This is a genomic window from uncultured Pontibacter sp., from assembly GCF_947499215.1.
Classification (GTDB): domain Bacteria; phylum Bacteroidota; class Bacteroidia; order Cytophagales; family Hymenobacteraceae; genus Pontibacter.
In genome coordinates, this window is sequence record NZ_CANMNI010000001.1 from 1,725,567 (window position 1) to 1,748,443 (window position 22,877).

Below are 22,877 nucleotides of genomic sequence, written 5' to 3' on the forward strand. Positions count from 1 at the left end.
TAAAATAATTCGCCTTACCTTTGTATAGCAGGTTGCCCCGAGCGGTCTGTCGAATGTCTTATTCTGAATCTGTAAAATATCAAAAAAGATGGCAACAGGATTTTTTAGAGTACCCACACCAATAAACGAACCTGTAAAATCGTATGCACCGGGTTCACCGGAGCGCGAGGAACTACAGCGTACTTATAAAGAACTTAAGTCGAAAGAGATCGATGTGCCTATGTACATCGGTGGCGACAAGGTATACACCGACAACAAAAAGCCGCTGGTTCAGCCGCACGACCACAAGCACATCTTGGGTCACTTCAGCGAAGGCGATGCGTCCCACGTGGAACAGGCGATCAACGCAGCACTAGCCGCTCGTGAAGAGTGGGCTGCCATGGGCTGGGAGCACCGTGCTTCTATCTTCCTGAAAGCTGCCGAACTGTTGGCCGGTCCTTGGAGAGCTCGCTTGAACGCGGCCACTATGCTAGGTCAGTCGAAGAACGCCTATCAAGCGGAGATCGACGCTGCCTGCGAACTGATCGACTTCCTGCGCTTCAATGTGCAGTACGCTACTGAAATTTACCACATGCAGCCGGAGTCATCGCCGGGTGTATGGAACCGCATGGAGCACCGTCCGCTGGAGGGCTTCGTGTTCGCGCTTACTCCTTTCAACTTCACGGCCATTGCCGGCAACCTGCCGTCTTCTGTGGCCATGATGGGCAACGTGGTGGTATGGAAGCCTGCCAATACGCAGATCTATGCCGCGCAGATGATCATGGAGCTGTTCCGTGAGGCTGGTCTTCCGGATGGCGTGATCAACCTCGTGTATGTAGACGGTCCAACGGCAGGTGATGTGATCTTCAACCACGCTGATTTCGCGGGTATTCACTTCACAGGCAGCACCGGCGTGTTCCAGCACATCTGGAAGACCATCGGTATGAACATCCAAAAGTATAAAACTTACCCACGCATTGTTGGCGAAACAGGCGGTAAGGACTTTATCGTGGCGCACCACACGGCTGATGCCAAGCAGGTAGCGACCGGTATCGTGCGTGGTGCTTTCGAGTACCAAGGCCAGAAATGCTCTGCCGCTTCGCGTGCCTACATCCCGAGCAACCTGTGGGAAGATGTGAAGAACTACGTGGTAGAAGACCTGAAGACTTTCAAAATGGGTCCGCCGGAAGATTTCTCTAACTTCATCAATGCGGTAATCGACGAGAAGTCATTCGACAAGATTGCTAAGTACATCGACAACGCTAAGGAGAGCAACGAGGTGGAAGTGATTGCCGGTGGCAACTACGACAAGTCGAAAGGCTATTTCATCGAGCCAACCGTGTTGCTGTCGCACAACCCGCAGTATGTGACCATGTGCGAGGAGATCTTCGGACCGGTTATCACAATCTACGTGTACGACGAGAACAACTTCGAAGAAACGCTCGAGTTGGTGAACTCAACTTCGCCATATGCTCTGACTGGCGCTATCTTCAGCCGCGACCGTTATGCGGCGGAGTTTGCCACGAAGAAACTGCAAAACGCAGCTGGTAACTTCTACATCAACGACAAGCCAACCGGCGCCGTGGTAGGACAGCAGCCATTCGGTGGCGCCCGTGCTTCTGGTACCAACGATAAGGCTGGTTCTATGCTAAACCTGTTACGCTGGGTATCTGCCCGCTCTATCAAAGAGACGTTCGTAACGCCAGTAGACTACCGCTACCCGTTCTTGGGTGAGAATAAATAAGGTATAGCTATACCTGAAACAGAAAGCACCACGCTCGTATAGGGCGTGGTGCTTTTGATTTTATATCCATGTTCCAACACCCACCCCGTTATACCTGAAGAGCTTCTGAAAAACCAGCCGGTTTTAAACCAACTCCATCTCCCTCAGTCCAAAACCTAACAGAATTGCATTCACACCAGCCCATTCCACTTTAGAACAATTTTAAACGCTATTTACATTGGATATAGTCTTTTGATTGTTGGCTATTTATACCTAATTTTGCTCCCAAATTTCAATAAAGCATTACAGCAATATGGAAACTACTGGTACTCAGTATCTACCGTCGGACTACCTTCCTATTTTGATACAATTTGCGGCAGCGATTGGCTTCGTTATTTTCGCGCTGGTGGTGACCCATTTACTCGGCCCGAAAAGAAAAAGTGAGGTAAAAGACGCCTCTTGGGAAAGCGGTGTGGAATCGGTGGGCGATGCGCGTACCCCTATCTCCTACAAGTACTTCATCACGGCCATCCTGTTCGTGCTGTTCGATATTGAAATTATCTTCATGTACCCTTGGGCGGTGAACTTCCGCGAATTCGGTCTGGAAGGCTTTCTGCCCATGATGTTGTTCCTTGGTGTGATCCTTGCAGGTTTCTTCTACGAGATCAAAAAAGGCATTCTCAAGTAGTTGGGCATTGTTAAACTTTTATGGGGTTAACGGTGTTTTTTCAGGGGTAAATGCAGATTTAAACTCAGAATTTTAGAAACATGAGCGATACAAATAAAGATATAAACATGGCAGAGGCACCAGAGGGCCACAGCGGCGCTGGTTTCTTTGCCACTTCCTTCGAAAAAGTGATCGGTTTGGCCCGTGCGAACTCGCTTTGGCCATTGCCTTTTGCCACTTCTTGTTGCGGTATCGAGTTTATGGCGACCATGGGCTCTACCTACGATATTTCACGCTTCGGTTCGGAGCGCCCAAGCTTCTCGCCACGTCAGGCCGACATCCTGTTGGTAATGGGCACCATCGCCAAAAAGATGGGACCTGTTGTGAAGCAGGTATACGAGCAGATGGCGGAGCCACGCTGGGTGGTGGCCGTGGGTGCTTGCGCTACGTCAGGCGGTATTTTCGACTCTTACTCTGTGCTGCAAGGTATAGACCGCGTCGTGCCGGTAGACGTGTACGTGCCGGGTTGCCCGCCAAGACCGGAGCAGATTCTGGACGGTTTGATGCGTGTGCAGGATTTGGCGAAAAACGAATCACTGCGCCGCCGCCACTCACCTGAATATCAGGCACTTTTGGCTTCTTACAACATTAAATAAGCAGCATGGAGCTTACGAACGAAAACGTACTCGGTAAACTGGTTGCGCAGTTTGGAGAAGAAAACATACGGGACGCTTACAACCCGGATGGCATCATGACTTTCACGACAAACCGTGAGAACATCATCGCCCTGATCCAATTCCTGTATGACGACAAGGACTTGCAGGTGCAGTTCCTGACCACGATGGCAGGCGTTCACTTCCCGGACCATAAGGGTATGGAGATGTGCATGATGTACCAGTTGCATAGCCTGCGTCACAATTTCCGTCTGCGCATTAAGGTATTCGTGCCTGCAGAGGACCCGGTTTTGCCGACGCTAACCAATATTTACGCCACCGCCAACTGGATGGAGCGTGAGGCCTATGACTTTTACGGTTTCATCTTTACCGGTCACCCGAACCTGATCCGCATCCTCAACATCGAGGAGATGGAGTACCACCCGATGCTCAAGCAGTATCCGCTGGAAGACCAGACGCGGGAAGACAAAATCGATACGTATTTCGGACGCTAAGCCAGATAAACCACTATGGCTACTGATAATAAAACAGCTGATACTGATCAGTTACAGGAATTCCGCGACAACCGCGACCTGAAACTGCAGGACAAAAAGAACGAAAACCTGACGACCCTGAACTTGGGTCCGACACACCCGGCCACACACGGTATTTTCCAGAACATCCTACAGATGGACGGGGAAGTTATCATGGACGCCGTGCCGACCATCGGGTACATTCACAGAGCTTTCGAGAAGATTGCCGAGCGCAGACCGTTCTACCAGATTACGCCGCTCACGGACCGCATGAACTACTGTTCGTCCCCTATCAACAACATGGGGTACCACATGACAGTGGAGAAGCTTTTAGGTATAGAAATCCCGAAGCGTGCGCAGTACATCCGCGTGATTATGATGGAGCTGGCCCGCATTTCCGACCACCTGATCTGTAACTCGATTCTTGGTGTGGACTCCGGCGCTTTCACCGGCTTCCTGTACGTGATGCAGGAGCGTGAGCACATTTACGACATCTACGAAGAGGTTTGCGGTGCCCGTCTGACGACCAACATGGGTCGTATCGGCGGCATGGAGCGCGACCTCTCTCCAAAAGCGTTGCACCTGATTGGTGAGTTCCTGAAGCGCTTCCCTAAGGTATGGGCGGAGTTTGAGAAAATGCTGACCCGTAACCGTATCTTCATCGACCGTACGGTGGGTGTGGGTGCCATTTCGGCTGAGCGTGCCCTGAACTACGGTTTCACAGGTCCTAACCTGCGTGCCACGGGCGTTGACTACGACGTGCGCGTGATGAACCCTTACTCTTCTTACGAGGACTTCGAGTTTGAAATTCCGGTTGGCGAGAAAGGCGATACTTACGACCGCTTCTTAGTGCGCAACGAAGAGGTATGGCAGAGTTTGAAAATCATTGAGCAGGCTTACAAAAACCTGCCGGAGGGCTCTTACCATGCCGACGCCCCGCACTACTACCTGCCACCAAAGCAGGAGGTATACACCAGCATGGAGGCGCTTATCTATCACTTCAAGATTGTGATGGGTGAGATTGACGCTCCGAAAGGCGAGGTATACCACAGCGTGGAAGGCGGCAACGGCGAACTTGGTTTCTACCTGATTAGCGACGGCGGCAGAACGCCATACCGTCTGCACTTCAGAAGACCATGCTTCATCTATTATCAGGCTTACACCGAGATGATTAAAGGCGGTCAGCTGGCCGACGCGATTTTAACGCTGTCTAGCCTGAACGTGATTGCCGGCGAACTGGACGCATAACACATTATTATATATCATCTAACACCGGCTCCATGTCGGTGACATTTACAAAGATGGCAGAGACTATAAACGCATTTAAGTTTTCTGATAAGGCCCTTGCTGAGATTCAGCGCTATATCAGCCATTACCCGGAAGGACGCCAGAAGTCTGCCCTGTTGCCTGCCCTGCATGTTGCACAGGCGGAAAACAACGGCTGGGTGAGCCCGGAGGCAATGGACGCGATTGCCGAAATCCTGAACATACAGCCAATCGAGGTATACGAGGTGGCTACTTTCTATACCATGTTCAACCTGAAACCAGTTGGCAAGCACGTGCTCGAGGTATGCCGCACAGGTCCTTGCTGCCTGCGTGGTGCCGACCAAATGATTGAGACTTTCAAACAGAAACTCAACATTCAGGAAGGTGAGACATCGGCTGACGGTATGTTTACCCTGAAGCCAGTGGAGTGCCTTGCTTCTTGCGGAACAGGCCCAATGCTGCAGGTGCGCGAAACCTACTACGAGAATCTGGACAGCGAAGAAGCGGTGGACCAGTTCTTGGAGATGATGCGCAACAAAGAGGTGGAAACGCCGGAGTGGGCGAAGTAATTCATTGATAAATCAGGCAGCTTGCCCTAACACAGCGACTGCCGAGCTATATATCCTGTCACAATGGGAATCAAGATATTAACCGAACATATTAACGTACCGGGTATCGAAACCTTGGAGGTGTATCGTAAGCATGGCGGCTACCGCTCGGTAGAGAAAGCCATCAAAACGATGACGCCGGACGAGGTGGTGGAAGAAGTGAAGACATCGGGCCTGCGTGGTCGTGGTGGCGCTGGCTTCCCGGCCGGTATGAAGTGGAGCTTTTTGGCGAAGCCAGAAGGCGTTCCGCGTTACTTAGTTTGCAACGCCGACGAATCGGAGCCGGGTACTTTCAAGGACCGTGTGTTCATGGAGAAAAACCCGCACGCCCTGATCGAAGGTATGATTACATCGAGCTATGCGCTGGGTGCGAATACGTCTTATATCTACATCCGCGGTGAGCTATTGTTCATCCTGCGCATTCTGGAGAAAGCAATCGCTGAAGCGTATGCAGCCGGTTTGCTCGGCAAGAACATTCTGGGTTCAGGTTACGACCTAGACCTGCATGTAGCACCGGGTGGTGGTGCGTACATCTGCGGTGAGGAAACCGCCCTGTTGGAATCACTGGAAGGCAAGCGTGGCAACCCGCGTAACAAGCCGCCATTCCCAGCGGTGAAAGGTCTTTTCCAGTCACCAACAGTGGTAAACAACGTGGAGACCATCGCTTCTGTGCCGTGGATTGTAAACAACACGGGTGCAGAGTATGCCAAAATAGGTATAGGCCGTAGCACGGGTACCAAGCTGATTTCTGCCAGCGGTAACATCAACCGTCCGGGCGTGTATGAAATCGACTTGGGTGTTCCGGTAGAGGAGTTTATCTACTCTGACGAGTACTGCGGTGGTATCTGGAAAGGCAAACAACTGAAGGCCGTTGTGCCGGGAGGTTCTTCTGTTCCGATTCTACCAGCTGACCTGATTTTGAAAACAGCTGCAGGCGAGCAACGCCTGATGACGTACGAATCGCTGTCTGACGGTGGTTTCGTGAGCGGCTCTATGCTGGGTTCAGGTGCCTTTATCGTGTTCGACGAAGACCAGTGCATCGTGCGTAACACGTGGAACTATGCCCGCTTCTACCACCACGAGTCATGCGGACAGTGCAGCCCTTGCCGCGAAGGTACAGGCTGGATGGAGCGCGTGTTGCACCGCATCGAGCACGGTCACGGACATCAGCAGGACATTGATCTGTTGGTTAGCGTAGCCAAGCAAATCGAAGGTAACACCATTTGTCCGCTAGGTGACGCAGCAGCTTGGCCAGTAGCCAGCGCGATTCGTCACTTCCGCGAGGAGTTCGAGTGGCACATCAAACACCCGCAAGAAGCTACGGCTCCGGGCGCGGTGTACAGAGGACAGTTAGCAGCAGCTACTGTATAATTTAAAGTTAAATTAACTGCTCACTATACCTTGGTTGGTGAGCTTTGGATAAAATTAAGATGGCTAAAATAACATTTGACGGCATCGAGGTAGAGGTTGAAGATGGAACTACCATCCTGCAGGCCGCCCGTAAAATCGGTGGTGATGTAGTGCCCCCTGCCATGTGCTTTTATACCCCGCTGAAAGGCAGTGGCGGTAAGTGCCGTGTGTGCCTGGTGAAGGTAACACAGGGTTCTGCCCGCGACCCACGCCCTATGCCTAAACTGGTCGCTTCGTGCATCACGCCAGTACAGGACGGCATGGTGGTGGAAAACACAACCAACGAAGATGTACTGAACGCCCGCAAGGGTATCGTAGAGATGTTGCTCATCAACCACCCTCTGGATTGCCCTGTGTGCGACCAGGCCGGTGAGTGTGACCTGCAGAACCTGTCCTACGAGCACGGTGTGAGCGCTACGCGTTACGAAGAGCCGCGCCGTACTTTCGACAAAGTAGATTTGGGTCCCTACATCCAGCTGCACATGACGCGTTGCATTCTGTGCTACCGTTGCGTGTACACCGCCGATCAGATCACCGAGAAGCGTGTACATGGTGTACTGGGCCGTGGTGACGCAGCTGAGATTGGTACGTACATAGAGAACGTGATTGACAACGATTTCTCCGGAAACGTGATCGACGTGTGCCCGGTAGGTGCTTTGACAGACAAGACGTGGCGCTTTAAGAACCGTGTGTGGTTTACGAAGCCGATGAATGCACACCGCGACTGCCCTACCTGCAGCGGCAAAGTAACGCTTTGGGGCCGTGGTGACACGGTGCTTCGCGTAACTGCCCGCAAGGACGAGTACGCCGAGGTGGAAGAATTCATCTGCAACACGTGCCGTTTCGACAAGAAAGAGATGAGCGACTGGACCATCGAAGGACCGCGCCACATCGACAGAGGTTCTGTTATCTCGGCTAACCACTACGAATTGCCAGTGGTGAACGTGCCGATTGTGCCGAACCTGCCTAAATCTACTGTTAAAAAAATGCCAACGGAATAAAGCATGGATTCTGTAGTTCTCATATACAAGGGTATTTACATTCTGGCCATTTTCGGTATTTCGTTACTGATTGCGACCTACTCGACTTACTTTGAGCGTAAGATTGCCGCTTTCATTCAGGACCGTGTAGGCCCGAACAGAGCGGGTCCGATGGGTTTGCTGCAGCCACTGGCTGACGCCGGCAAACTGTTCTTCAAAGAAGAATTTATACCTGCCAAAGCGAACAAGGTACTCTTCATTCTGGGTCCGGGGATAGCCATGCTGGTGGCGGCCATGTCAAGTGCGGTAATTCCGTTTGGGGATACGCTAATTCTAGGAGAAACGACCTTTGACCTGATTGCCATTGACGTAAACATCGGTGTGCTTTACATTTTTGGTGTAGTGTCGTTGGGTGTGTACGGCCTGATGATTGGTGGTTGGGCATCGAATAACAAGTTCTCCTTGCTGGGCGCTATCCGTGCCGCATCGCAGAACATTTCGTACGAACTGGCCATGGGTCTGTCGCTGATTGCGGTGCTCATGTTGAGCGGCTCGCTGTCGCTGAAAGTGATTGCAGAGCAACAGGCTGGCTTTAACTGGAACATCTGGTACCAGCCGCTGGGCTTCCTGATTTTCCTAATTTGTGCCTTTGCAGAGACGAACAGAACACCATTTGACTTACCTGAATCAGAAGCAGAACTGATTGGCGGTTACCACACAGAGTATAGTTCCATGAAACTGGGTATGTACCTGTTTGCGGAGTATATCAACATCTTTGTGGTGTCGGCTGTGATGGCGACGCTTTACTTTGGTGCTTACAACTTCCCATTCATGGATAACCTGCGCAATGCGTTTGATGACCCTGTTTTGGGCAACAACGTGGTAACAATACTAGGTGTGGGTGTGATGTTCGCGAAGATCTTTGCTTTCATCTTCTTCTTCATGTGGGTACGCTGGACACTGCCGCGTTTCCGTTACGACCAGTTGATGAAGCTAGGCTGGAACATTCTTATTCCGCTGGCGATTTTGAATATCCTGCTTACGGGCGGTGGCATTCTACTCTACGACTATTTTACAAAAGGATAACGACATTTGAATGCTGCCTTGCTTTGCGCTGTTGTAGACAGACAGTATAGACAGTAATCATAATCGAGATACAATGGAACCACTATCGAATAGAAAAAAGAACGTAGCACAAAAGGAGATGACGCTTTCGGAGCGCATGTACTTGCCTGCTATCGCTCAAGGTTTGGGAATTACGATAAAGCACTTCTTCAAGAAGAAAGCGACAATAAACTACCCGGAGGAGACGCGTTCGCGCAGCGAAATCTGGCGCGGCCTGCACGTGCTGAAGCGCGACGAGAACGGCGCCGAGCGTTGCACGGCCTGTGGTCTGTGCGCCGTGGCCTGCCCTGCTGAAGCCATCACGATGACGGCTGGTGAGCGCAAAAAAGGGGAAGAGCACCTGTACCGCGAAGAAAAGTACGCCGTAACCTACGAAATCAACATGCTGCGTTGCATTTTCTGTGGTCTGTGTGAAGAAGCCTGCCCTAAGGCTGCTATCTTCCTGCAGGACGACAAATTAGCACCAGCCCGTTACGAGCGCGACGAATTCATTTACGGCAAAGACCGCTTGGTAGAACCGTTAAAAACCACTGAAACCAAATAATCCGATGACAGAAAGTCTGTTTTTCTTCTTTGCATCGCTAACGCTGCTTTGCGCTGTAATGGTAGTTATTTCCAAGAACCCCGTGTACAGCGTTATCTTCCTGATTCTGACATTTTTCACTATATCAGCGCACTACATCCTGTTAAACGCCCAGTTCTTGGCGGCAGTGAACATCATCGTGTATGCGGGCGCCATCATGGTACTTTTCCTGTTCGTACTGATGTTCATCAACACAGGTAAAAACGTGGAAGGCACCATCAAACAAAATGTACTAGCCAAAATAGCGGGTACTGTAGCTGGTGGCTTGCTATTCACGGTATTGGTAGCGGCTCTAAAAGACGTAACACTTGGCAACCCAGACCCAGCCACCTTCAATTCGCAGGTAGGTATGGTAGAGAACTTGGGCAAGGTGCTTTTCACGAAGTACATGCTGCCGTTCCAGTTAGTAGCGGTGCTGTTTCTGGTGTCAATGGTAGGTGCTGTGATGATAGGTAAGAGAGAAGCGGGAGAACAGAACTTCTAAGTGAGGTATAGTTTAAGAGATTGAGAAAGCCAGCGCTGTGAAGTGCTGGCTTTTTTTGTTTAACCTTCCCCCGACCCCTCCTAAAAACAGGAGGGGGAACTATGCACGATTGTCATCCCCCTGCCCCCCTTCGAAGGTGGACTTTTTCTGTAATTGCCAACACACAGGTACAAGTCTTATAGTTTTTATAATGCACCACTGGCACGCATTGAAAGAGCAACTCGCGCACAAGCTACAAAGCAGATAACTGTGCAAGGTGCACTAAATGACACTCCACTGTTTGAGCGGTCAGCGAGTTTGGAGAGTCTTGACTTTTTTGCTCACTTTTTGTGTCAAGACAAAAAGTGAGTGCCCGCCGCACAGGCGAAGCAATGAAATAAGGCAAGTTGCCTAACATAATAGCTGCCCCTACAAAGCAAGGTGATAGCTCAAGTTAAAGATATAGAATCCGCGACTAATCTACACTCAGCAACACCTCCAACAATTCCGATCCCCCCATATCATCATCCGAAACCACTACCAGCCTATACCTTCCCCTCCCTTCCCGCTTCTGCACAACCAGCGATTCTGCCTTGCCGGTATAAGGATCGGCTTGAAGTATCAGTGTGGCGGGCACATCCAAAGTATCCTGCTTGCCAATCCATGAAAAGGGGATGTAGCCGATGTAGCTGCCGAGCACTTCACCGTCAGCGTAAGCATCGTTGGTATCTTCTAAGGACGCGGTGAAGAACAGTTTGTCGTCATACACATAGGCTCCAGAAAAACCAGCTTGTAGGTTGTTGATGTCGGGCAGGCGGAAATAGCTAAGCTCTGGCTGAGGGGGTTGAGCGTTAGCTTCTTCTAAGAGATAAGGTATAAACTCTGACAAGCGGTAGGAAATCAGCACATTCTGACCAGTGCCGATAGCTCGTTGCAATAAATAGAGCTTGCCGTGGCCTGCCGCTACGCCCTCAATGTTGAGCAAGCTGCCGCCTAAGGTATCGGATTTTTGCTCTAGCTGTTGATAGAGCTTGTCAATATTGATTGTCTTGGCTCCGTGTGCGCCCGCTCCTTCACGGCAAATATCATCGCCGCAGATGTTGTACAGGTAAGCCTTGCGGCGGGCGGGAGCCGAGCCGGAGCCCATCATTAACAGGTAAGGCTTGCCTTGATGCTGCAAGAGCGTTATCCCTTCCAAATCAGCTTTATCGGCTTTGGCTACACGGCCGTTTTCAAAGCCTGCCGTGTCGAAAATAGCCTCTTGTGATTCTAACCGAAAGTTTTTGTCTAAGCGATACAGGTAGGGCGAATCATCTCCGACTACATAATAATGGTCGCCCAGCATTTCGAGGCCCGAAGCGGAGGGCAGGGTATCGTAGTGCAGCTGTTGTGTAATGGTAGCTTTCATGTTGCGTTCAGGTATAGCGGACTCGTTATTTAAAAGAGCGGCAGGCTGCTGGCATGAATGCAACAACAGCGAGAGCAAGGCAAGGTATAAGAAACCTAAAAATCGATTCATAGAAATTGAATTCAAAATAAGGTATAACGGCAGCTGATGCGAAATGACACGAACAAGGTATAGGCTCGCTAACAGCCACGCAAGTTGACAAAAAACAATCTGCAAATAAGATTTATACCTACGCAAAAGCCTTGGTAAGGTATAGGGCAGCCTGTAACACCGAACATCCATCAACAGCCAAAATATAAATCTTCCGGGAGGGCAGGCATAAGGGAAAACTCCCCAAGAAGATTAGAAATATGTTATGGATTTTACAAAAATGGGGATAACTTTGCGACTTGATTTCAGAATTGTAATTTACCAGTAATACGTTCAGCACCCTAGACGATGAACCAAATGCCAGAGGTTATCCGGACCATCCCGCTTGAATTCTACTTATACTTCAGCACAGCCCTTTTCGCTATTGGCGTAATCGGCGTTCTCACCAGACGAAACGCGATTGTCATCTTTATGTGCGTGGAGCTGATGCTCAATGCCGTGAACATTCTTATGGTTGCTTTGTCGTCTTATCGCTCTGACCCGAACGGACAAATCTTTGTGTTCTTCATCATGGCGGTAGCGGCGGCGGAAGTAACGGTTGGTCTGGCCATCATCGTGATGATTTACCGCAACCTGCGCACCACCGATGTGCAACTGCTGAACTACCTCAAGTGGTAGCCCATACCTTATCTAACCTGAATAGCTTAACTAAATCATACGCTAAATGCAAGAAGTAGTAATGCCCATCAACAATCAGGAAATGGCGCTGCTGTGTTTGCTTGTGCCGCTCCTGCCGTTCATAGGCTTTCTGATTAACGGACTTGGTAACCGCAAATTGCCCAAGGCCCTTGTAGGTCTGCTGGGCTCTGGCACGGTGCTGGCCTCGTTTCTGATATCGGTATACCTGTTCATCGACTTCACATCCAATGGCAGCCGTCCTTACATCGTCGACCTGTACAACTGGTTCACGGTAGGCAGCCTTGAGATTGGTTTCTCATTCATGATTGACCAGCTCACCCTGCTGATGTTGCTTATGGTGACAGGCATCGGTTTCCTGATTCATGTGTACTCGGCCGGCTATATGAGCCACGACGAAAACTACGGCAAGTTCTTCTCTTTCCTTAACCTGTTCATGTTCTCGATGTTGCTGCTCGTGATGGGCTCTAACTACGTGATGATGTTCGTGGGCTGGGAAGGCGTTGGTCTTTGCTCCTACCTGCTGATTGGCTTCTGGAACAAGAACCACAACTATAACAATGCCGCCAAGAAAGCCTTTATCATGAACCGTATCGGTGACTTGGGCTTCCTGCTGGGCATTTTCCTTATTTTTATCACCTTCGGCAGCGTAAGCTACCCGGAAGTGTTCCTGTCTGCTTCGCAGATGACGGGCATGACCGACAGCGGTGTGATGATTGCGATTACCATGCTCCTGTTTGTTGGTGCGATGGGTAAGAGTGCGCAGATTCCGCTCTTCACATGGCTTCCTGACGCGATGGCGGGTCCAACGCCTGTTTCGGCTCTGATTCACGCCGCGACCATGGTGACGGCGGGTATCTACATGGTGCTTCGCTCGAACGTACTGTATGTGCTGGCCCCGACTACGATGGAGTTTATCGCTATTATCGGTCTGATTACTGCTCTAGTAGCCGCTACGATTGGTCTGGCCCAAAATGACATCAAGAAAGTGCTGGCTTACTCTACCGTTTCGCAGCTGGGCTTTATGTTCCTAGCGCTGGGTGTGATGGCCTTCTCTTCTTCTATCTTCCACGTACTCACGCACGCTTTCTTCAAGGCCCTCCTTTTCTTGGGTGCTGGTTCTGTGATTCACGCCGTGAGCAACGAACAGGACATCCGCAACATGGGTGGCCTGCGCAAGTGGCTGCCGATTACGTTCATCACCTTCCTGATTGGTACACTCGCGATTTCAGGTATACCGCCGTTTGCTGGTTTCTTCTCGAAAGACGAATTGCTGGCGCATGTGTTTGAGCACAACAAGCTGATGTGGGGATTGGGTCTGCTGGCTTCGTTCATGACCTCGTTCTACATGTTCCGCCTCCTGTTCCTGACTTTCTTCGGCAAGTTCCGCGGCACGGAAGCGCAGCGCTCGCACCTGCACGAGTCACCATCTTCTATGACCATTCCGCTGATTGTACTGGCTATCCTTTCCACTATAGGTGGTTTCATCGGTCTGCCAGCCGTTTTCAGCGACACACATACCTTGGGTAACTTCCTGTCGCCAATCTACAACTTTGCGCGTCAGGCCAACGGTGCCGCACTGGAAGCTCCGCACATCGACCACACCACTGAATACATCCTTATGGCTGTTTCGGTAGTGGTATCGGTTATCGCCATTATCATTGCTTATGTGATGTATGTGAAGAAAGAAACAGTGCCAGCTCCGGAAGGAACACGCCTGTCTCCTATCCACAACCTGATTTACAACAAATACTACGTCGACGAAATTTACGACACCGTGTTCGTGCGTCCGGTAATGGCTATGTCATCGGCTTTCCACCGTTTTGTGGATGTGATTGTGGTGGACGGTATCGTGAATGGCTTCGGCAAACTGGTGATGGCAAGCGGCCGTGTGCTGCGCCTCACGCAGAGTGGCGTCATTGGCTTCTATGTGTTTGTGATGGTGGCCAGCATCGTTCTGATTCTATTTTTAAACTTCTTTATCGCTTAAGGTTCTAAGAAGATGATTACAGCTCTATTACTTTTCTGGCCTGCCCTCGCTGCACTGCTGGTGTTGCTTATCAAAGGCGAAAGTGCCAAGAAAGTGGCTTTTATAGCAACGCTCGTTGAGTTTGCCATTGCCCTGTTTGCAATCGTAAACTTTGTTCCGGACGCCACCACACAGTTCGCCCTCGATATGCCGTGGGTGGAGCGTGCAGGTATCGGCTTCAGCATCGGTATGGACGGCATCAGCCTCCTGATGGTGCTCCTGACGACTTTCCTGGTACCGCTTATCGTGCTTTCTTCTTTCAAGCACGATTACAAAAACCCGCACGTGTTCTACGCGCTGGTGCTGTTTATGCAGACGGGCCTGATTGGTGTGTTCGTGGCCATGGACGCGTTCCTGTTCTATTTCTTCTGGGAAGTGGCCCTTATCCCGATTTACTTCATCGCTGCCATTTGGGGCGGAGCACGCAGAATTCCGGTTACATTTAAGTTCTTTATCTACACGATTTTCGGTTCGCTTTTCATGCTGGCCGCTTTCGTATACCTGTACTTCCAGACGGCTGGCACCGAGCTGGCAGCGCACTCGTCTAACGTGAACGCTTTCTACCAACTGACGCTGGACAGCGCGACGCAGAGCTGGATTTTCTGGTTCCTGTTCCTCGCCTTCGCCATCAAAATGCCGGTTTTCCCTTTCCATACGTGGCAGCCCGATACCTATACCGAGTCTCCTACGCAGGCGACGATGTTGCTGGCTGGTATCATGCTGAAGATGGGTATCTACGGTGTGCTACGCTGGTTGCTGCCTGTTGTGCCAATGGGCGTAAGCCAGTGGGCTGATACGGTGCTGGTGCTCTCTATCATCGGTATCATCTACGGTTCCATCATCGCCATTCGCCAGAGCGACATGAAGCGCCTGATTGCTTACTCTTCAATCGCACACGTTGGCCTGATTGCGGCGGGTATCTTCACCCTGAACGAGCAAGGTCTGCAAGGTGGCGTCATTCAGATGCTGAGCCATGGTATCAATGTGGTGGGCTTGTTCTTCATCATCGACATCATCTTCCGCAGAACCAATACAAGAGAGATTGCCAGCTTGGGCGGTATTACCCAAACCACGCCAGCGCTTTCTATTGTGTTCCTGATTCTGTTGATGGGTTCGGTGGCGCTTCCGCTGACAAACGGCTTCATCGGGGAGTTCCTGTTGCTGTCGGGTGTATTCCAGTATAACTACTACTTCGGCGCTGTGGCTGGCCTGACCATCATTTTGGGTGCGGTATACATGCTGCGCATGTTCCAAGGCGTGATGTTCGGTACGAAGTCAGAAGCCACCGAAGGCTTCGCTGACCTAACCTTCCACGAGAAAGCCGTGTTGATTCCGCTGGTGATTATGGTTTTCTGGATTGGTTTGTTCCCGAACACTTTCCTGAGCATTTCAGAGCCTGCGGTTGGACAACTGCTAAGCATTATCAACCGATAGTCCGCACGATAAAAGAAACGATATACGACATGATTTCGATTATACTTCTATCTGGATTTGGGATTATCAGCCTCTTCGTAGGCTTCCTGAAATCTAAAAGAATCCTGTTGCCGCTGTCGCTACTGTTTTTAGCGATTGTGTTCGGCATCAACCTACTCGACTGGAACGATACCCAGAGCTACTTTGAGAACATGATAACCATCGACAATTTTGCGGTGGCTTTCACGGGCATCATGGTGCTCTCGACACTCCTGATTCTTCCTTTCACGCAGCATTACATTACCCGCAACGACGAAAACATCGGCGAACTTTACGCCCTGATTCTGTTCTCGCTGGTGGGCGCCATCATGATGGTGAGCTACAACAACATGCTCATGCTGTTCATCGGTATAGAGATTCTCTCGATTGCCATGTATGTACTGGCTGGTAGCGACAAGGGTAGCCTGCGCTCCGGGGAGGCTGCCCTAAAGTATTTCCTGATGGGTTCTTTCTTCACAGGCATACTGCTGTTCGGTATCGTGATGATATATGGCGCGACAGGTACCTTTAACATTGCCGAAATTGCTGGTTCAGCTGAAGCCATGGGTACGGACGGAGTGTACAACGCCATGTTCCTGCTGGGTGTGCTAATGATTATCATCGGCATCTCTTTCAAAGTTTCTGCCGCTCCTTTCCACTTTTGGACGCCTGACGTGTATGAAGGTACGCCAACGGTATGGACGGCTTATATGTCAACGGTAGTGAAAACTGCTGGTGTAGCCGCTTTCTACAAATTGATGGACGCCGCCTTTGCCGCTTCTTATGCTAGCTGGATGCCAACACTGGTCGCTATCATTGTGCTGACGCTCCTGATTGGTAACATCGGCGCCGTGGTGCAGCAAAGCATGAAGCGTATGCTAGCTTACTCCAGTATCTCGCACGCGGGCTACCTGCTGATGACGCTGCTTGCTTTCAACGAATTCTCTACTTCTGCTATCCTGTTTTACTCCTTCGCTTACTCTACTGCTTCTATTGCCGCTTTCGGTGTGCTACAGCTCGTATCAAGACAGCGTCAAAGCGAGAACTACGAAGCCTTCAACGGCTTGGGCAAAACCAATCCACTGCTGGCATTTGCAGTAGCGGCATCGATGCTGTCGCTGGCAGGTATACCATTGACGGCTGGTTTCTTCGGTAAGTTCTTCGTGTTCTCTGCCCTGATAGAGAACCCGGATATGATGTGGCTGATTGTTGTAGCGGTAATTCTGGCTGCTGTGGGTGTGTACTATTACTTCCGCGTAGTTATCGCGATGTACCTGCACCCAGTTAATGAAGATCATGCTCCGATTAGGTCCACTAGCTTTATCAATGTGATGCTGATCATCATTTCAGTTCTGACAATTCTACTAGGTATAGCACCTGCACTGTTGAGTGATGTGCTGTAAGGTATAGCGAGATAATATGGAAGCGGCTGCTCTGGAAAGGGCAGCCGCTTTTTTGTTTAATACTTATTCTTTGCTAGCGTAGTTATGACTGTTGCAGGTATAGCAACCTGATTTGTTTTATAGCTTGGCTTGGCCAGCCGGGCCTCACTTTTTTCCTTGATGAAAAAAGTAAGCAAAAAAATCAAGACTATCCAAACTCGCTGAACGCTCAAACAGTGGATAGTCATAAAGGTGCACATGGCAAATGTGGTTTGTTACATAGCCAGCGTGCGAGTTAGTCTTGCCATACCTGCCAATGGTAGTTTGCTAAATTGCTTTCACCTTGGAACTGGCAATTGCTAATTCCCCTCTTGGGAGGGGCAGGGGTGGGTTGATCGTGTACGAGAATCCTATCAATCCTTAAATCCTGTAAACCCTTAGATAGGGGCCCTATGTTTAGATTCAGACAAAAAAAGCCAGCGCTTTTCAGCACTGGCTTTCTATCTCTTGAAGCTATACCTATACCCTACGACGGCAAATTCTTCATCTTAATATGCAGTTCATCCAGCTGCGCATTGGCAATCGGAGATGGCGCATCAATCATTACATCGCGGCCTGAGTTGTTTTTCGGGAAGGCGATGTAGTCGCGGATGGAGTCGGAGCCCCCGAAGAGCGAGCAGAGGCGGTCGAAACCGAAGGCAATACCACCATGTGGCGGTGCGCCGTACTCGAAGGCATCCATCAGGAAGCCGAACTGAGTTTTGGCCTCGTCGTTAGAAAAACCGAGTAAACGGAACATCTGCTCCTGCAGACGGCGGTCGTGGATACGGATAGAACCACCACCAACTTCCACACCGTTAATCACCATGTCATAGGCATTAGCGCGGATGTCACCCGGACGGTCGTCGATCAGTTCCAAGTCTTCCGGCTTAGGTGACGTGAATGGGTGGTGCATCGCGTGGAAGCGGTTGCTGTCCTCATCCCACTCCAGCAGTGGGAAGTCCACTACCCATAGCGGCGAGAATACATTCTTATCACGCAATCCCAGACGCTCACCCATTTCCAGACGAAGCTCGTTCAGGGCTTTGCGTGTCTTGTCTCTGCCACCGGCAAGTACCAGAATCAAATCCCCCGGCTCGGCGTTGAAAGCAGTTGCCCACTCCTGCAGGTCTTCAGTGGTATAGAATTTATCAACTGATGACTTCACCGTACCGTCATCCTGCACGCGGGCGTATACCAAACCTGTTGCTCCGATCTGTGGACGCTTCACAAAATCAGTCAGTTCGTCGAGTTGCTTGCGGGTATAGCTTGCAGCGCCTTTGGCGTTTATACCTACCACCAGCTCAGCATCATCAAACACCTTGAAGCCTTTGTTTTTCACCAGTGGATTCAACTCCACGAAACGCATCTCGAAGCGAGTGTCCGGTTTGTCGGATCCGTAGAATTTCATGGCGTCGGCGTAGGTCATGCGCGGCAAATTGGCAATGTGCACGCCTTTTACTTTCAGGAACAGGTGACGGATCAGGCCTTCAAACGTGTTCAGAATATCTTCCTGCGTTACAAAAGAAAGCTCGCAGTCTATCTGGGTAAACTCTGGCTGACGGTCAGCACGTAGGTCTTCGTCGCGGAAGCACTTTACGATCTGGTAATACTTATCAAATCCAGACACCATCAAGAGCTGCTTGAACGTCTGCGGTGACTGTGGCAGGGCATAGAACTCACCCGGGTTCATGCGGCTTGGCACCACAAAGTCGCGGGCTCCTTCTGGCGTAGATTTGATCAGCACTGGGGTTTCTACTTCGATGAAGTAATGCTCGTCCAGATAAGAGCGCACGGCACGCATCATCTGGTGGCGCAACTCGAGGTTGCGGCGTACAGGCGTACGGCGCAGGTCGAGGTAGCGGTACTTCATGCGCAGGTCGTCGCCGCCGTCTGTCTCGTCCTCTATCATGAAAGGAGGCAGCTTGGCAGCATTCAGCACTTCCAGTTTAGAAACATGCAGTTCGATGTCGCCTGTCGGTATCTTGTCGTTTTTGGAGTAGCGCTCGATCACTTTGCCGATCACCTTGATCACGTACTCACGACCAAGGCCACGAGCCTGTTCGAACAGGTGTGCCGGCGTCAGGCCATCCTCAAAAGTTAGCTGCGTGATGCCATAGCGGTCGCGCAGGTCGATCCAGAGCATGCCGCCCTTGTCGCGCAGGCGCTGTACCCAGCCTGTCAGTACAACCTCTTCGCCTACATTATCTATTCTTAGTTCACCGCAAGTATGTGTCCGGAGCATAAATGTCGTTTTGTTATGATATAGTGCAAAAGTAATAATTGTTTCGCTGTCGTGCCTCGAAAAACGACAGCCTCAAGGGGTATAATCTTGTAGCGTTTATCTTAAACTCAACCAAACACGTTATTATACCAATATATATGGTTCAAACAGAGAGAAACCAACGCTATGAAACCGAATTTGATTACAGTCCGCAACATCGCGCTGGCGATTATCATGCTCGCACTGCTTCTGATGCTGGTAGGATAAATACCCTAGTCGCTACCCAACAGCGAGCGCATGCGCTTTACATTGTCTACCTGTATGGCGTCGGGCTCCATCTCCAGCATTTTGGCAATGCTCCCCTTCGACTTGCTCCCAAACAGCACCACCTGCAAGCCCTGCGCACGGGCACGCATAACCTGCTCTTCACTTACTTTCTTGCCGCTAGCACATACGCCATCCAATTTGTTATTCAGTGCCTCCTGTATCGACACGTCAACATCATTCCCGGCATCCAACATCAAAACAGCCTCCGGCTCCAACTCTTTAATGGCGTGCAGAATGGCCGGGTTAGGGTAAATAAATGCCAGTTTCTCTGTCGGATAATTGTATTTACGCAGCAATGTTATTACCGATTCAGCGTAAAAGGTGTTCCGGTTATTATCGTGGTTGCGCACATCGATGTGCAGGTATGGTAACTCCGGATAAGTTTGAAAGCGCTGCAGCATCTCTTCCATCGTGATGATCTTTTCGCTGTGGAACAGGTCGTAAAGCACTCCGCCTTTATACCTTAATCCAACCACTTCCGATGCGGGCAGTTCCGCGATGACACCCGTGCCTTCGCTCATGGTTTCCAGACTGATGTCGTGGTAGAGTATCGGCACACCGTCTTTGCTCACATGCACGTCCACCTCCACCCCATCGGCACCGTCCTCTTCCATGGCTTTCACAATAGAGGCCATGCTGTTAGAGGGCAGCGGATTGTAAGGGTTAAACGGCGAGAAAAACCCTGATCCGGCATGGCCCATCACCAAAATGTTGCGGGAATAAACACCCGACTCAGGCTGCATGATGTTGTATACGCTCAGTGAAAGCGTTACTATACCAAGCACCATTATAAGTAGTGTAGTGCCTTTGCGGGTGAGGAAAGTTTGCTTCGTCTTGGGTTCGGAAAGTTTCATGCACAAACTTAGCTTTATCTACTTGAACTTTACATCGTATTTTCTTAAAAAATTACTGTGATAGCCATATAAGAACATTCCCAGTATGCCACAATCTAAGCAAAGCACACCTCTCCCATTTCCTCCTGCGCAAACGGCGGACAAGGCGGGGCCACACAATAGGGTCATGATTTCCCTACCCATCATTATGCTGATTGCTTTTGTAATCCGGATGCTGGCTGCTTTTTTCTCGAAGGGTTTCGCGTTTCACGACGACCATTTTGATGTGATCACCATAGCCCAGAACTGGCTATATGGCTTGCCATCGTGGCTGCACGAACCCTTGCCACCGCGCCACAGCATGTTTTATACAGGTATACACTATAGCTTATTTTACCTGATGGAGAGTCTGGGTCTCACAAATCCAGACATTAAAATGACCATCGTGCGGGTACTGCACGGCCTGTACTCGCTTTTAATTGTGTACTATGGCTATAAAATTACGGAGCGGCTCTCTAATCATGCCAACGCCCGCATTGTAGGGCTTATGCTGGCACTTATATGGTTTATGCCTTTCATGAGTGTTCGCAACTTGGTGGAAATGGTGTCCATACCACCCTACCTTGCGGCTTTCTACTATATGCTGAAGACAGACGAGCGTAACCGCAAGTGGCACTTCCTGTGGGCGGGCGCCTTGTTTGCGCTGGCTTTTGTGCTGCGCTATCATACGGTGCTGTTCTTAGCGGGCGCGGGCGTGGTGCTACTATATTACCGCCAGTGGAAAGAGATTCTCTGGCTCAGCCTAGGCTTTTTGTTCATGGCCATGCTGGTGCAAGGCACGATCGACCTTGTGTTCTTCGATTACCCTTTCCACTCTGTGGTAACTTACTTAATGTACAACATCGAAAATTCCCACAACTACAGCACAGGCCCGATCTATCGTTTCGCACTGACGATTCTGGGCTTTCTGGTGCCGCCTATCAGCGTATTCCTTTTATTGGGCTATAGCCGCGTGGCCAAATTGGCTCCGATGCTTTTCTGGGCTAGCCTTATATTTTTTGTGGCGCATTCGCTGTTTCCTAACAAACAGGAGCGCTTCATTTTACCGCTCTTTCCGCTCATCATGATTTTAGGTGTGATTGGCTGGCAGGACTTTGTGCGTACCGCCCGCTTCTGGCAAAAACGCACAAAACTGCTTGCCGCCAGCTGGAGCTTTTTCTGGATCATCAACGTCTTGGCAGCGTTGGGCATGGCATTCACCTACACCAAAAAGAGCCGTATAGCGCCACTGGTATACCTGTCGGAAAGGCCAAGCATGGACGCCGTTCTGCTGGAGTTTGGCAACCATTCCATGAAACAGCCACCCCTCTTTTATCTTAACCGCATGGCAGCCGAGTTCCAAGACTACCATTTCAACCAAAAGCGTGACTGGGACGAATACAAAGCGGGCAGGCCGCTTCCGGACGATTTTGTAATGATGTATAGTCTCAACGGTGAAAAGTCACTGGACAGTCTGCAGTCAGAGCTCAGTTTATACCCATACCAGCCCGACTATGTAGTGGTGGTCGGCCAAAGTGATCTAGAGAAACGCTTGGCTCGAATCAATGCCCTTTACCCTTCCTTGGAGTTGGAGAAGACTATCAGTCCCTCCCTTTACGACCGAATACTGCATTTCCTTAACCCTAGGGTACACAAAGACGAGCGGGTGCGTATCTACCGCGTTCAGAGAGACTAACTTACCATGTGAAGGTGTAGAGATAGTTGAGCAGGAAATTCCATATGAACACCAGCACGATGGCTATGAACTTGGAAATGTAAAAGTTGAACTTCGCCTTTTCGGTGAGCAGGTATACAACGAGGTTGTTGAGTAGCAGCCCTGCCAGAGCAATCAGCAGAAATTTAGAAAACTGCCAGCCAATCTCGGGGTCAGTGCTATGAAACGTCCAAAGGCGGTTAAGGGTATAATTGTTGATGCTAGCCAACATAAAACCTAGGCTATTGGCCACATACTTGTTCCAGCGGAGTCTCTCTTTTGCTATAAAAGTTACACTGAAGTCGATAATGAGCCCTGTAAAGCCGACTAAACCAAACTTCAGTAATTTGAAAAAGAAAGTGCTTATACCTTCGGACATGCCGGGAATTGCTTGTGTATGGCCAGTTAACCTAAGTTGTAACAAATAAAATTAAGTACTTTAACACATATTGCCAACCCCAGCGAGTAAGCAACCAATTTGCAGGTTTAGTCGAAAAAAAACTTCTATTTGTAGAGTAAATTTTGAAATGTCACTCCCAGTACCGTATTTAGCTCAGCAAAGGTTCGCCGTGTAGCGAACCCTTAAATAGGAATACCACTTCTCTAGTACCCAGCTTGGTTTTCTAATTGAATTTAACACTATCTTCGCGCCGC

Annotated in this window: 20 protein-coding genes; 16 read left to right on the forward strand and 4 right to left on the reverse strand. The window is 50.2% G+C overall.

What is annotated here, in order from left to right:
- Window positions 1-88: 88 nt before the first annotated feature.
- From pruA to Q1A04_RS07570, 11 genes are all read left to right on the forward strand, one after another.
- Entirely contained in the window at window positions 89-1,723 is a 1,635-nt protein-coding gene (gene pruA / locus Q1A04_RS07520; RefSeq protein WP_299703360.1) for an L-glutamate gamma-semialdehyde dehydrogenase, read from the forward strand.
- Between the two features lie 292 nt (window positions 1,724-2,015).
- Window positions 2,016-2,390: an NADH-quinone oxidoreductase subunit A gene (locus tag Q1A04_RS07525; RefSeq protein WP_196117186.1), complete on the forward strand. Its 375-nt coding sequence runs from the start codon at window positions 2,016-2,018 to the stop codon at window positions 2,388-2,390.
- Window positions 2,391-2,470: 80 nt separating this feature from the next.
- On the forward strand, window positions 2,471-3,025 hold the full coding sequence (locus Q1A04_RS07530) for an NADH-quinone oxidoreductase subunit B (protein ID WP_299703369.1): 555 nt from the start codon (window positions 2,471-2,473) through the stop codon (window positions 3,023-3,025).
- 5 nt (window positions 3,026-3,030) lie between these two features.
- Entirely contained in the window at window positions 3,031-3,537 is a 507-nt protein-coding gene (locus tag Q1A04_RS07535) for an NADH-quinone oxidoreductase subunit C (protein ID WP_299703371.1), read from the forward strand.
- A 15-nt stretch (window positions 3,538-3,552) separates the two neighbouring features.
- Complete coding sequence (gene nuoD, locus Q1A04_RS07540; RefSeq protein ID WP_196117182.1) at window positions 3,553-4,803, forward strand: NADH dehydrogenase (quinone) subunit D; 1,251 nt, start codon at window positions 3,553-3,555, stop codon at window positions 4,801-4,803.
- Window positions 4,804-4,856: 53 nt separating this feature from the next.
- Entirely contained in the window at window positions 4,857-5,390 is a 534-nt protein-coding gene (nuoE, locus tag Q1A04_RS07545; RefSeq protein ID WP_299703376.1) for an NADH-quinone oxidoreductase subunit NuoE, read from the forward strand.
- 63 nt (window positions 5,391-5,453) lie between these two features.
- Window positions 5,454-6,800, forward strand: a complete 1,347-nt coding sequence (gene nuoF, locus Q1A04_RS07550) for an NADH-quinone oxidoreductase subunit NuoF (protein WP_299703379.1) — start codon at window positions 5,454-5,456, stop codon at window positions 6,798-6,800.
- 59 nt (window positions 6,801-6,859) lie between these two features.
- The gene (locus Q1A04_RS07555) at window positions 6,860-7,840 is read left to right on the forward strand and encodes a 2Fe-2S iron-sulfur cluster-binding protein (protein WP_299703382.1); all 981 of its coding nucleotides are present in this window, start codon (window positions 6,860-6,862) and stop codon (window positions 7,838-7,840) included.
- Window positions 7,841-7,843: 3 nt separating this feature from the next.
- Window positions 7,844-8,905 (forward strand): NADH-quinone oxidoreductase subunit NuoH, encoded by a 1,062-nt coding sequence (gene nuoH, locus Q1A04_RS07560; RefSeq protein WP_299703384.1) that lies wholly within the window; start codon window positions 7,844-7,846, stop codon window positions 8,903-8,905.
- A gap of 73 nt (window positions 8,906-8,978) precedes the next feature.
- Window positions 8,979-9,488, forward strand: a complete 510-nt coding sequence (locus Q1A04_RS07565) for an NADH-quinone oxidoreductase subunit I (protein ID WP_299703385.1) — start codon at window positions 8,979-8,981, stop codon at window positions 9,486-9,488.
- A 4-nt stretch (window positions 9,489-9,492) separates the two neighbouring features.
- On the forward strand, window positions 9,493-10,011 hold the full coding sequence (locus Q1A04_RS07570; RefSeq protein ID WP_299703388.1) for an NADH-quinone oxidoreductase subunit J: 519 nt from the start codon (window positions 9,493-9,495) through the stop codon (window positions 10,009-10,011).
- 454 nt (window positions 10,012-10,465) lie between these two features.
- On the opposite strand, the gene Q1A04_RS07575 is transcribed toward Q1A04_RS07570, so the two are convergent.
- A complete protein-coding gene (locus tag Q1A04_RS07575; RefSeq protein ID WP_299703391.1) occupies window positions 10,466-11,509 on the reverse strand; it encodes a hypothetical protein in 1,044 nt (347 codons plus the stop codon).
- 327 nt (window positions 11,510-11,836) lie between these two features.
- Here Q1A04_RS07575 and nuoK point away from each other — a divergent pair, with 327 nt between their 5' ends.
- The 4 genes from nuoK to Q1A04_RS07595 are packed head-to-tail and all read left to right on the forward strand — an operon-like array spanning window position 11,837 to window position 17,068.
- Window positions 11,837-12,166, forward strand: coding sequence for an NADH-quinone oxidoreductase subunit NuoK (gene nuoK, locus Q1A04_RS07580; protein ID WP_299703393.1), 330 nt, complete (start codon window positions 11,837-11,839; stop codon window positions 12,164-12,166).
- A gap of 46 nt (window positions 12,167-12,212) precedes the next feature.
- Window positions 12,213-14,174, forward strand: a complete 1,962-nt coding sequence (gene nuoL / locus Q1A04_RS07585; protein ID WP_299703396.1) for an NADH-quinone oxidoreductase subunit L — start codon at window positions 12,213-12,215, stop codon at window positions 14,172-14,174.
- A gap of 12 nt (window positions 14,175-14,186) precedes the next feature.
- Window positions 14,187-15,647, forward strand: a complete 1,461-nt coding sequence (locus Q1A04_RS07590; protein WP_299703399.1) for a NuoM family protein — start codon at window positions 14,187-14,189, stop codon at window positions 15,645-15,647.
- A 29-nt stretch (window positions 15,648-15,676) separates the two neighbouring features.
- Window positions 15,677-17,068, forward strand: a complete 1,392-nt coding sequence (locus Q1A04_RS07595; protein ID WP_299703402.1) for an NADH-quinone oxidoreductase subunit N — start codon at window positions 15,677-15,679, stop codon at window positions 17,066-17,068.
- Between the two features lie 505 nt (window positions 17,069-17,573).
- On the opposite strand, the gene aspS is transcribed toward Q1A04_RS07595, so the two are convergent.
- On the reverse strand, window positions 17,574-19,331 hold the full coding sequence (gene aspS / locus Q1A04_RS07600; RefSeq protein ID WP_299703405.1) for an aspartate--tRNA ligase: 1,758 nt from the start codon (window positions 19,329-19,331) through the stop codon (window positions 17,574-17,576).
- 251 nt (window positions 19,332-19,582) lie between these two features.
- Window positions 19,583-20,491 carry a glycerophosphodiester phosphodiesterase family protein gene (locus Q1A04_RS07605; RefSeq protein ID WP_299703408.1) on the reverse strand — a complete coding sequence of 303 codons (909 nt, stop codon included), beginning with the start codon at window positions 20,489-20,491 and terminating at the stop codon, window positions 19,583-19,585.
- 166 nt (window positions 20,492-20,657) lie between these two features.
- Between Q1A04_RS07605 and Q1A04_RS07610 the strand changes: the two genes are divergently transcribed.
- Complete coding sequence (locus tag Q1A04_RS07610) at window positions 20,658-22,205, forward strand: glycosyltransferase family 39 protein (protein ID WP_299703411.1); 1,548 nt, start codon at window positions 20,658-20,660, stop codon at window positions 22,203-22,205.
- 1 nt (window position 22,206) lies between these two features.
- Here Q1A04_RS07610 and Q1A04_RS07615 read toward each other — a convergent pair whose 3' ends face one another.
- On the reverse strand, window positions 22,207-22,602 hold the full coding sequence (locus Q1A04_RS07615) for a GtrA family protein (protein ID WP_299703414.1): 396 nt from the start codon (window positions 22,600-22,602) through the stop codon (window positions 22,207-22,209).
- Window positions 22,603-22,877 lie beyond the last annotated feature (275 nt).

Coding starts and splice junctions, on each gene's coding strand:
- nuoH (WP_299703384.1), top strand. CDS start 7,844: ATGGATTCTGTAGTTCTCATATACAAGGGTATTTACATTCTGGCCATT.
- Q1A04_RS07570 (WP_299703388.1), top strand. CDS start 9,493: ATGACAGAAAGTCTGTTTTTCTTCTTTGCATCGCTAACGCTGCTTTGC.
- Q1A04_RS07610 (WP_299703411.1), top strand. CDS start 20,658: ATGATTTCCCTACCCATCATTATGCTGATTGCTTTTGTAATCCGGATG.
- aspS (WP_299703405.1), bottom strand. CDS start 19,331: ATGCTCCGGACACATACTTGCGGTGAACTAAGAATAGATAATGTAGGC.
- nuoE (WP_299703376.1), top strand. CDS start 4,857: ATGGCAGAGACTATAAACGCATTTAAGTTTTCTGATAAGGCCCTTGCT.
- Q1A04_RS07615 (WP_299703414.1), bottom strand. CDS start 22,602: ATGTCCGAAGGTATAAGCACTTTCTTTTTCAAATTACTGAAGTTTGGT.
- Q1A04_RS07525 (WP_196117186.1), top strand. CDS start 2,016: ATGGAAACTACTGGTACTCAGTATCTACCGTCGGACTACCTTCCTATT.
- Q1A04_RS07530 (WP_299703369.1), top strand. CDS start 2,471: ATGAGCGATACAAATAAAGATATAAACATGGCAGAGGCACCAGAGGGC.
- Q1A04_RS07535 (WP_299703371.1), top strand. CDS start 3,031: ATGGAGCTTACGAACGAAAACGTACTCGGTAAACTGGTTGCGCAGTTT.
- nuoK (WP_299703393.1), top strand. CDS start 11,837: ATGAACCAAATGCCAGAGGTTATCCGGACCATCCCGCTTGAATTCTAC.
- Q1A04_RS07590 (WP_299703399.1), top strand. CDS start 14,187: ATGATTACAGCTCTATTACTTTTCTGGCCTGCCCTCGCTGCACTGCTG.
- Q1A04_RS07595 (WP_299703402.1), top strand. CDS start 15,677: ATGATTTCGATTATACTTCTATCTGGATTTGGGATTATCAGCCTCTTC.
- nuoD (WP_196117182.1), top strand. CDS start 3,553: ATGGCTACTGATAATAAAACAGCTGATACTGATCAGTTACAGGAATTC.
- Q1A04_RS07555 (WP_299703382.1), top strand. CDS start 6,860: ATGGCTAAAATAACATTTGACGGCATCGAGGTAGAGGTTGAAGATGGA.
- nuoF (WP_299703379.1), top strand. CDS start 5,454: ATGGGAATCAAGATATTAACCGAACATATTAACGTACCGGGTATCGAA.
- Q1A04_RS07565 (WP_299703385.1), top strand. CDS start 8,979: ATGGAACCACTATCGAATAGAAAAAAGAACGTAGCACAAAAGGAGATG.
- pruA (WP_299703360.1), top strand. CDS start 89: ATGGCAACAGGATTTTTTAGAGTACCCACACCAATAAACGAACCTGTA.
- Q1A04_RS07605 (WP_299703408.1), bottom strand. CDS start 20,491: ATGAAACTTTCCGAACCCAAGACGAAGCAAACTTTCCTCACCCGCAAA.
- Q1A04_RS07575 (WP_299703391.1), bottom strand. CDS start 11,509: ATGAATCGATTTTTAGGTTTCTTATACCTTGCCTTGCTCTCGCTGTTG.
- nuoL (WP_299703396.1), top strand. CDS start 12,213: ATGCAAGAAGTAGTAATGCCCATCAACAATCAGGAAATGGCGCTGCTG.